11 protein-coding genes are annotated in these 9,533 nt (G+C 68.9%); 3 read left to right on the top strand and 8 right to left on the bottom strand.

The window, feature by feature from the left end; translation table 11 throughout:
* Positions 1-522 precede the first annotated feature (522 nt).
* From VFB40_RS25725 to VFB40_RS25715, 3 genes are all read right to left on the bottom strand, one after another.
* On the bottom strand, positions 523-951 hold the full coding sequence (locus VFB40_RS25725) for a type II toxin-antitoxin system HicB family antitoxin (RefSeq protein WP_324855086.1): 429 nt from the start codon (positions 949-951) through the stop codon (positions 523-525).
* Entirely contained in the window at positions 939-1,154 is a 216-nt protein-coding gene (locus tag VFB40_RS25720; RefSeq protein WP_324855084.1) for a type II toxin-antitoxin system HicA family toxin, read from the bottom strand. Before VFB40_RS25720 ends, VFB40_RS25725 begins: the two co-directional genes overlap by 13 nt.
* A 284-nt stretch (positions 1,155-1,438) precedes the next feature.
* The gene (locus VFB40_RS25715; protein WP_324855082.1) at positions 1,439-2,929 is read right to left on the bottom strand and encodes an MFS transporter; all 1,491 of its coding nucleotides are present in this window, start codon (positions 2,927-2,929) and stop codon (positions 1,439-1,441) included.
* Between the two features lie 181 nt (positions 2,930-3,110).
* On the opposite strand from VFB40_RS25715, the gene VFB40_RS25710 reads away from it, so the two are divergent.
* Together VFB40_RS25710 and VFB40_RS25705 are read left to right on the top strand one after the other, a co-directional pair.
* Positions 3,111-3,908 (top strand): TetR/AcrR family transcriptional regulator, encoded by a 798-nt coding sequence (locus VFB40_RS25710; protein WP_324855080.1) that lies wholly within the window; start codon positions 3,111-3,113, stop codon positions 3,906-3,908.
* A gap of 82 nt (positions 3,909-3,990) precedes the next feature.
* On the top strand, positions 3,991-4,620 hold the full coding sequence (locus tag VFB40_RS25705) for a sulfite oxidase-like oxidoreductase (protein ID WP_324855077.1): 630 nt from the start codon (positions 3,991-3,993) through the stop codon (positions 4,618-4,620).
* Between the two features lie 63 nt (positions 4,621-4,683).
* Here the strand turns inward: VFB40_RS25705 and VFB40_RS25700 are convergent, their stop codons facing one another.
* Positions 4,684-5,319: a DUF4230 domain-containing protein gene (locus VFB40_RS25700; RefSeq protein WP_324855075.1), complete on the bottom strand. Its 636-nt coding sequence runs from the start codon at positions 5,317-5,319 to the stop codon at positions 4,684-4,686.
* A gap of 136 nt (positions 5,320-5,455) precedes the next feature.
* Between VFB40_RS25700 and VFB40_RS25695 the strand changes: the two genes are divergently transcribed.
* Positions 5,456-5,719 (top strand): hypothetical protein, encoded by a 264-nt coding sequence (locus VFB40_RS25695; RefSeq protein ID WP_324855073.1) that lies wholly within the window; start codon positions 5,456-5,458, stop codon positions 5,717-5,719.
* A gap of 15 nt (positions 5,720-5,734) precedes the next feature.
* Here the strand turns inward: VFB40_RS25695 and VFB40_RS25690 are convergent, their stop codons facing one another.
* The 4 genes from VFB40_RS25690 to VFB40_RS25675 form a co-directional block, all read right to left on the bottom strand.
* On the bottom strand, positions 5,735-6,751 hold the full coding sequence (locus VFB40_RS25690) for a DUF6879 family protein (RefSeq protein ID WP_324855071.1): 1,017 nt from the start codon (positions 6,749-6,751) through the stop codon (positions 5,735-5,737).
* 17 nt (positions 6,752-6,768) lie between these two features.
* Entirely contained in the window at positions 6,769-7,827 is a 1,059-nt protein-coding gene (locus VFB40_RS25685; protein ID WP_324855069.1) for an SCO2521 family protein, read from the bottom strand.
* A gap of 2 nt (positions 7,828-7,829) precedes the next feature.
* Positions 7,830-8,780, bottom strand: a complete 951-nt coding sequence (locus VFB40_RS25680) for an SCO2522 family protein (protein ID WP_324855067.1) — start codon at positions 8,778-8,780, stop codon at positions 7,830-7,832.
* Positions 8,781-8,785: 5 nt separating this feature from the next.
* On the bottom strand, positions 8,786-9,533 hold a 748-nt coding region (locus VFB40_RS25675), incomplete at its 5' end, for an SCO2523 family variant P-loop protein (RefSeq protein ID WP_324855065.1).

Here is a 9,533-nt window from a genome sequence, read left to right as displayed (position 1 = left end):
GCTCCGACTCGGTCCAGCGCGTCGAGGCCAAGCTGAACTTCATGCGCGCGGAACTGGAGCGTCTACGTACCCTGTCGGAGTCCACGGACCACGACGACGTTGCCGCGTCAGCCGCTTGAGACAGCCGTTCCTCACGCGCGGCCCAGTGTCCATCCGGCACCGGGCCGCCCGCGGCCGACTTGGTAACGCCTACGGCCGCCCGCCCTCCCGCCTCCGTTCCGCTTCGCTCCACGGACTCAGGGCGCTGCCGCGCACGCGCTTCACGCTGAACGCTGCGCTATCAGGGCTCCGCTTCGCTCCGCCTTACGCCTGCGGCTGGCCTGGTAACGCCTACGGCTATCCGCCCTCCCACCCCAGACGCTCCGCGGCCTCGCTGACGCTCGGCCGCTCCGCTAACTCAACACGCTTCCAGTTAGTCAGGCCGCGCCGAGCAGCGTATCGCCGTGCCTTCATGCCAAGTCGAGCCGAGGTGGGCGATCGTGCGCATCCACTGTTAAGCGTGATCCGGCCGCATCTTCACGACTAGTGCATTTGCGCACGCAGAACACCACGTCGTTTGGCGGAACCAGCGAGGATTTGCTGGACACGCTGATGCGTCAGGCCGAGGATCTTTCCGGCATCTCGCTGGGGAAGACCCAGGTCCTCGACGAGCGCATGCGCCGCCTTGCGAACCGCCTCGCGCTCCTTCGTTTGGGCGTCCTGCGTTGCAGCATGCGCAGTCGCAAGCGCGGCTACCAAAGCAGAGACCTCGTCCGGCAAGGTTGGCTCAACGATGACAGTGATGCTGGAAGGTTCAACATCCAGCATCAGGGCGATCGCTTCGCGTGCCTCTGCCTCAACCTGCTCTAGACGCCGGGCTTGGGTATGCACGCCCGCCACCTCGGGGACGTGCGCCGCCCACCATTTGCCAGAGCGCTGAGCTACGACCTGGTACGTCTTCAATTCCTCCACCAATCCTTCCCCGGCACCGCCTCAAGATCCTTCATGATGCCCTGAGCTGTCAGCTCGTTGATCTCCCGGTGGCGGGGAATGGTCACCATGATCGCGCCGCACGACCAAACCTCGTGACTGCCACCCTGGCGCACGAATACCCAGGTGACCTTGACGTGCTTAGCCGCTTTTGCGATCCGGCGTATCAAGACCGTTCTTCTCACTTGGTAAGGCTATTCTAACTTGCCTTGTCAAGACAAATCTAGATTGCCTTATCGGTTACGCATCGAGGGTTGCCGAACCACCGCCGATTACCGCAGAGGTACCGCGTGACGGGTACGGCACAGTCGAGCGGAGGGCGGGCGATCGTAGGCGTTACCAAGTCGGCTGCAGGCGTGAGGCGGACCGCAGCGGAGGCCTGAGCAGCGCAGTGGTCCCGGCTCTGTGGGGAGCCGGGACCGGGGGCGGGACGAGTCAGGGGCTGGGGGGCTTGAGCCTGCGCCCTAGCTCAGTGCATTTCGACGTCTGTGCGGGGGAAGCGCGGCAGCAGGAATCCGAGCGGGAGGCAGAGCACCACGGCGATGCTCGCGAACCACAGGGTGCTGGCGGTGGCGCTGACGGACGTGTGGCCCGCGCTGAGCGAGTTGAAGTACAGCGTGCCGAACAGCGCCACGCCCAGGGAGCTGGCCAGCTGCTGGACCGCGTTGAGGACGCCGCCGGCGGTGCCGGTCTCCGCGTCGTCGACCGCTGAGATGACCGTCGTGAAGTAACAGGCGATCAGCAGGCCCATGCCGACTCCGCAGACCGCGTAGGAGGGGGTGAGGTCCCACGTCGTGAGGCTCGTGCCCGCTTCCTTGACCGTCCACGCGACCGCTGCGATGCCTGCGGCCATCGTCACCACGCCCGCGTGCAGGACCTTGCGGCCGAACTTCGGCGCCAGGACCGCCGCCGCAAGGCCCGTGCCGACCGCCGCGCCGAGGGAGAACGGTAAGCCGGTGAGGCCCGCGTGCAGGGACGTGTAGCCGAGCGCGAGCTGGATGTGCAGCATCAGAACCAAGAACAGCGCGCCCATGCCCGCGAAGAAGAACACTGCCAGGACCAGGCCGCCCGTGAACGCCCGCTTGGTGAAGAGCGACGGCGTGACCAGCGGGGTGCGGCCGTGGCGCTGGCGGGCGCGCTGCTGGAGCCAGAACGCTGCGAAGATCGGGACGGCTGCCGCCATCATCACGAACATGTACGCGGGCCAGCCCTTTTCGCGGCCCTGGATCAGCGGGTAGACCAGCAGCAGCATCGCGATGCCGGACAGCAGCATCCCGGCGACGTCCAGGGTCGGCGCGTCGGGGCCGTGCGGCTTGTCGCGGGGGATCACCCGCCACGCGCAGCCGAGGGACAGCAGCCCGACCGGCACGTTGACCCAGAAGATGGAGCGCCACTCGGAGCCGAACAGGTTCGCCTGCACGAGCGCGCCGCCGACGATCGGGCCGAGGGTGGCCGCCAGGCCCATGACCGGGCCGAAGATGCTCATCGCCGCGCCGGCCTGGGCCGGCGGGAACACCGAGCGGATGATCGAGAGGCCCTGCGGCAGCATCACCGCCGCCGAGAGGCCCTGAAGCGCGCGGGCCGCGATCAGCAGCTGCGGGTCCGTGGCCGCGGAGCTGAGCGCGGAGAACGCGGTGAACGCGCCGATGCCGAGCAGGAACATGCGGCGGCGTCCGTACAGGTCGCCGAGCCGGCCGCCGGTGATCAGCGCGACGGCCATCGCGAGGGTGTAGCCGGCGATGACCCACTGCAGCTGGCTGCCGGAGGCGTGCAGGTCGCGGGCGATAGCGGGCGCACCGACGTTGACGATGGTCGAGTCCAGCAGGTCCATGATGTCCGCGCCGAGCACGGTGAGCAGCACGAGCCACTGGAGTCTGGTCGGTTTGAAGTCGGGCGGCGCGCCGGGCTCGCCTGGCCGGCCGGAGGTGCTCTCGGTGGATTGATCGACGGCGGCGGGCATGGGTTCCTCCCCGTGACGAACGGTGTTTGCGAGTTCTGAACACCGTTCTAGAACGGAACACTGTTCGTGTCAAGTACACCGTTCGTAGATTGCGTACACTGTTCGTGCGGGCGTAGGGTGAGGACGGAAAGAGGGGCCTGGTGGGTCCTGGAAGGCCGGCCGTGGGAAGACTGGAGCTCGGATGACGGTGGCGCGAGCGCGTGACAGCCGGTCCTCGGCGGACGTACCGGCGCCGCCGTGGGCTCCCCGGCCGCGCGGCGGTCGGGCCGGGCGTTCGGCGGACAAGCCGCAGCTCAGCCGCGAGGCGATCGTCGAGGCGGCGGTCCGGATCATCGACGCCGAGGGCATCGACGCGCTCTCGATGCGCCGCGTCGCCCAGGAGTTTGGCACCGGCGCCGCGTCCCTCTACGCCTACGTCGCGAACAAGGACGAGCTGATGGAGCTGCTCGTCGACTGGGTGATGGGCCAGGTCGTGGACCGCTGGCACCATGTCGAGCCGACGGCGGGGAACTGGCGGGAGCTGGTGAAGCAGAGCGTGCGGCTCTCCCGCGACGTGCTGGTCGAGCACCGCGACCTGGCCAAGGCGTTCATCGGGCGCATTCCGTTCGGCCGGAACGGACTGCACGCGGTGGAGCTGCAGCTCTCGATCCTGCGGGCCGGAGGGCTGCCGGACAACATCGCCGCCTATGCCGGGGATCTGCTCGGCACCTACCTGGTCGCCGAGGCGATCGAGGAGAGCATGTGGCGGTCCCGCTTCCCCGAAGCAGGCAGCGCCGAGGTCAGCGAGGCGATGGGTGAAATCAGCGACTACCTGCGCGCCTTGCCGGTTGACCGCTTCCCGAATCTGGTCGAGCTGGCTGGTCCGATGATGAACCAGGAGTCCGAGGGCGTGGACCGCTTCGAGCTCGGCCTCGAGGTCATCATGCGCGGGCTGGCGTCTTTTGTGGATGGCAAGGATTCACCCGAGAACGTGCGTTAACCAGGACGGTTGCGGTTAACGCAGAGTCGCGCGGTCCGAGTGCGGTACAGAGCATGCCTGTGGATCTGGGACGATAGACGTCATGGGTCTGAGTGGCATCGACGCGCGCCGGCCGCGCGGCGAGGGTCCCGCGGACGATTCGGGGCGGATCCCTCCAGGGCAGCGCGCGCAGGCCAGCTGGCCGGTGCTGCATTACGGTCCGGTGCCCCGGTTCAAGCCGGAGCGCTGGGACTTTCAGGTGTACGGCGCGACCGCCGACGGGTCGAAGCGGGCGTGGGATTACGCGGGCTTCCAGGAGCTGCCGGCCGACCGCGTCGAAGCCGACTTGCACTGCGTCACCAAGTTCACGTTGCTCGACAACGTATGGTCCGGCGTCCTTGCCAGCACGCTGATCGAACTCGCCCCGCCCGCGCCGGATGCGACGCACGCGATGGTGTGGGCCGAGTACGGGTACTCAGCCAACCTGCGCATCGACGACCTGCTGCGCGACACCAGCATCCTGGCAACGCACCGCAACGGCGAGGAGCTGACGCCCGAGCACGGCTTCCCGCTGCGCCTGGTCGTGCCGCATCTGTACGCGTGGAAGGGCCCGAAGTGGGTCCGCGCCATCGAGTACCTCGTCGCCGACCGGCGCGGGTTCTGGGAGGAGCGCGGGTACCACAACGTCGGGGACCCCTGGCAGGAGCAGCGGTACTCCTACCAGGAAGACTAGGCAACGGGGATCGGGGCAGCGGCGGGATCGGGGGAGTAGCGCCGGGGAAAGCGGGAGCGGCGGTCAGGTGAAGGTGACCGTCACGGTCTTGAAGCCGAGCGACTGCAACAGGCTGACCAGCATGCTGCGGGTGTTGCGCTCGGCGTCGGCCTTGACCTCGCTGGTCGTCGCGGCCTGCTCGATCTTCTTCTGCGCCAGCTCGTAGACGGCCTGCTGGCTGTTCGGATTCCCGCTCAGGAACGAGTTGAGCCGGGTGAACAGGCCCTGCTGCTGAGCGAAGACATAGGACTGCTTCACATCCAGCACGGCCGGATCCAGCTGCGCGTGCGGGAGCGTGAGCGTGGCGGTGAGCCGGTCGGCGGAGACCTGCACCGCGTCGCCCTTCAGATGGGAGAAGTCGACGTACGCGTTGTCCGATCCGACGCCGATGAACATGGTGTCGCTGCCCTCGAGGAAGCTCGGCAGTATGCCGGACGAACTAATGTCGACCACCACCTGGAAGTTGCCGCTGGCGGCCTCGTACTTGGACAGGTCCACGATCGACTTGAGCACGACCGGCTGGCTGCGCTCGGTCGTCGTCTCACCGAACGGGTTGCGCAACTGCGGGAACAGATGCACCGCCGAGCCGATGAGGTAGAGGACGAACAGGGCGACTACGGACGCTGCGGTGCCCAGTATTCGCTTGCGCCACTTGCCCATCGTGATCGCCTTCCAGTTCGGTTTGCGGGTAGCCCGGCCAAGGTACTGTGTTAGCAGACCGCGTCATTGCTAAACGTTGAGCCGTTGTTGAACCGGGTCACCGGACCCGACCGTCGTCGAACGAGGAGGCCGGCGGGTGGTCTACTCGCGACCGCCGTGGAGAAGGCGTCGCCGCGACGCGGTGAACGGAGCCGCGCCCCGGCCGCTCGGCTGCCTGTGGCCGATCTTCTGGCTGATCCTGATCATCGTGATACTCGGGCTGTTGTTCGGCGGCTATCGGAAGGGCACGAAGGCCAGCGCGCCGCAGCCGACGCATCGTTCGTCGTCTTACTCGGTAGCGCTCGCAGCGTCGCCTTCGCCGCGAGACACCGGCGTCTTCGAGCCGGCCGGGGGAGTGTGAGCAGGGCGGCCGCGCTCAGTCGAACTGCTGGTCGGGATCGGCGCACGGCAGCGCCGCGTCCCAGATCTCTGCGAACTGCCGGACCCGCTTGGCGACCAGCATCCGGTTGAGCGCCAGGTGGGTGGAGGAGATAACCGGGCGCGCGTTGCCCGGCGCCAGCGAGGCGACCACCTCGTAGCTGATCTCGTTGTCGAACAGGATGAAGTCGTCCAGCTTGTTGTGCAGGCCGACCGACACCATGTCGGGGACCAGATAGCGGATCTCGAAGCCGAGCCGGCGCTGGCGCTCGCACATCGCCTGGTAGGTCAGGTCCTCGGTGACCTTCGCGTCCTCCAGGATGAACACCCGCCGGATCGTCACGCCGCGACGCACCGCCTCGGCCTGCAGCTCCAGATAGTGCAGACCCAGGTCGCTCTCCCAGAAGCCGCCGCTGAACCGCATCCGGCCGCCGGCGTCGGTAGTGGTCAGGCTGGTCGCGTCCAGGGTACGGGTGCAGGCCCGGGTGAGCGTGAGCAGCCAGTCGCGGTCCTCGCCGTCGTAGGTGCCCTCGCCGGCCCGCAGCTGATGGAGCAGAAGGTTGAATCGCTGCGCCTCGGCCTGGATGAAGGCGTTGGCCAGCGGGGAGGAACGGTGCTCGAAGGCGTACGCGTTCTGCACCACTTTCACCAGTTCCGCCGCCCTGGTGTGATCCAGCGGTTGCAGCCCGAAGGCCTCCGGCACGGTGGTCAGCTGGGCGAAACGCCGGTCGACGTCCGCGCGCATCTGCGTGGCCGCGCTCTCCAGCACGGCGCCGGCCTGGTCGAGCGCGTCGTCGGTGCGGCGTTCAAGCCGCTGCAGGCGCAGCGCGACGCCGTGCAGGAAGTCCCCGGCGACCGAGGCCGCGGCGACCGCCACCGTGATCGCCGCCACCGAGGCGGCGTCGGTGTCACCGGCGGCGAGCGTGGCGGCGACGGCGACCGCGCTGAAGCCGACCGCAAGCAGGAGGCGGCGTGCCAGTGTCCTGATCGAGCCCTGGTATTGGTCCCGGTCCACCGGCAGCCCCTCCCTTGTCAGAACTCGATTTTACTCCCGATCTCGCCGGAAGTGTCCGGTGAAGACAGGTTCGCCAGCAGTTGCAGAGTATGCAACGCCAACTGGTCTCGTACCCGGCTGACGGCCGCTTCCCACTGCCGGGTGAAACCCGGCCGCCGCTCGAAGCCCTCCCAGACCGCGGACAGCTCGTCCGCCACCCGCGCCCCGGGCATCCACAGCGGCAGCAGGTGGTCGATCGCCGGGCCCAGTTCCGCCGCCGTGCGCCGGCGGTCGCCGGAGCCCGGATCGGCGCGCTCGATCCGGCGGGTCAGCGTGGTCAGCACCCAGTCGTGCAGCGCGAGATCCCGGCACAGTTCCAGGATCGCGCCCAGATCCACCGCGCCACTTGGCGTGGCGGGCGGCCGCGGGATACGCAGGCTCAGTGCTCTGACGGTGTCGTCGACGAGCTCGAACTGGGCGGAGGGCTCGGCCGTGTCGTCGTCGAGCCCGTAGCGCGCGGCCCAGCGCAGCCGGGTCCACTGGAACCGCAGCGGCTGGTGGCCGTCGAGTACCGCGGAGCTTTGCAGCCTGCGGGCCAGCCGCTCGCTGACGGAGCCGAGGTCGAGGCAGCCAGGCTCCTGGTCGAGCGCCAGGTAACCGGCGGCCAGGTCCGCCAGGCCGGCCCTGGCGATGGTCTCGATGCGCCCGGGCCGCGCGGTGTAGTGCGACCACGGCAGCCGCCGTTGCGAACCGTGCGAGGCGATCGTGGTGTAACTGGAGGTCTGCAGCACCCGGCCGCCGACTATCACGGCGTGGGTCAGGATCGTGCCGACCGCGCGCATGCGGCCGCCGGACTTGGTGGCGATCTGGCAGTCCACGCCGTTGACCACGTCGGGGGACAGCGCGTGCGCGATCGGCCGCTCGGACCTGCGCACCGGCTCCCCGGGCAGCAGATTGAGCAGTTCGGCGACGGCGCCGTGCGGCAGCGTGCGGCTGTTGCGCAGCAGCCCGGTGCGGATCTCCCCGACGGCGAGCCCGGGCTCCGGCCCGCCGGACAGCGCGGCCGGCGGCTGGTCGGGCAGCGCCTCGGTACGCATGTTCAGAAGTCTGTCATGAACACGTACGCGATGCGGCCGGTCACCTCCGGCGGCACCGGCACACCCTCGCCGCCGGCGCGCTGGGCCACCCGCTCCATGACCTCGCGGTCCTGGCCGACCTGGTTGAGGATGACCCGCACCGCGTGCTCGATCGGCAGGAAGCGGTCGTCGAGCAGGGAGAGCGTGCGATAGCCGTGGAACGAGGAGGCCCGCGGGTTGAGCTGCACCACCGGCGGCATCGCGATCCATTCGTCCGGCAGGTCCAGCGGCAGCGGGCGCGGCTGGATCACGGTCCTGCCGTGGTCGCGCAGCAGGCCCAGGCGCAGCAGCTGCCACACCGCCGCGAGCATCGGGCAGGACCAGCGGCGGGCGCCGTCCTGTTCGTCCCAGAGCTCTACGTCGAGGAAGATCGAGTGGTTGCGCGCCTCGGCCTCCATCGGCGCCTGCCAGGACCGCGGGTGCAGCGCGGCGGCGGGCATGCTCGGGGTGCGCTGGCCGTTCGACAGCCAGCCGCTCTCGGCGGTGGGCGGCCGCGAGCCGTCGGTGCCCTGCACCGGCACCGAGACCAGCCGCCCGGCCACGAGCGCGGCCAGCTCCACCCCGTCGGCCACGGCGCAACCGGACTCGCGGGCCAGGTAATCAATCGTCAGATGCTCGTCGCGCGCAGCCTCAAGCAACTCAGGGATCAGCTTGCCGGGCGGCACCAGGTCGCTGAAGTAGTCGTCCACGAGGAAACACGTGCTGATGCGCGGGCGCGGCGTGGGATGCCGCTCGGTGAAAGCCGCCATGGCGGTGCGATACCAGGGCGCGATGTGCCTTATCCGCTTGCGCAGATGACCAAGGCCCAGCTTGAAGTCCTCCATGTAGAGGTGGTCCAGCTCGATCGACAGGTGCGAGTACGCCACGTCCTGGGTACGCCGCTGCGCCGCGACCTCGTGGAAGCTGGTGTCCATGGGGGTCACGAACCTTCCCACAAACGCTGATCGGTGACGATCTTCACCAGCTCTTCGAAGGCGTCGACGGTGGCCTGGTTCGCGATCTCCGTGACGTGCACGTCCCGGTTAAGGATCAGCTGCTCGCGCCATTGGAGCACCGGGTCGAGCGGGACCGTGCCGATGCGCAGCGCCCTGCCGAGTTCGAGCTTCGCGGCCGTGCGCTCCAGATCCTTGTCCACCTCGGCCAGCCACGTCTGCTGAGAACTGCGCAGCCCGGCCACCTCGGGGCCGTGCGGGTCGATCACGGCGGTGCGCACGAAGCGGATCATCGAGCGCATCTCCTCCTCGTTGTGCCCGGTGCTCTTGCCGGACTCGAGCAGGCCGTGCTCGCCGTATACCAGGCTGTTGGCCGCGATGACGTGCTGCCGGGTCCACTTGTGGAAGACCAGCCAGCGCGTCGGGACGCTGCGCAGCGCCGGCCGCGCGGTCGCCTGGAGCACCAGCTCGACCGCGAACGAGCGGCCCGCGCTCAAGTCCACCACGCACAGGTCGAACTCCTCGTCGAGGCGCACGAGAAGATCGACGCAGCGGTTGACGATCGCCCGGTCGATGTCGAACTCGGCGCCGCCGTGGCTGCCGGGCAGCAGGATGAGCGAGCCGTCGCCGGGCCTGCGGCGCAGGTATTCGTGGCTGGAGTCTTCCCACACGTCGATGCGGCGGGCGGCCGGAGCCAGCCCGCGCAGGTAGTCGTGCAGTCCGTCACCGCGCACC

The organism is Actinocrinis sp. (assembly GCF_035650855.1).
Classification (GTDB): Bacteria; Actinomycetota; Actinomycetes; order Streptomycetales; family Catenulisporaceae; genus Actinocrinis.
Note: the sequence above shows the minus strand (reverse complement) of the source record. Positions and strands in the feature narration are given on the sequence as shown.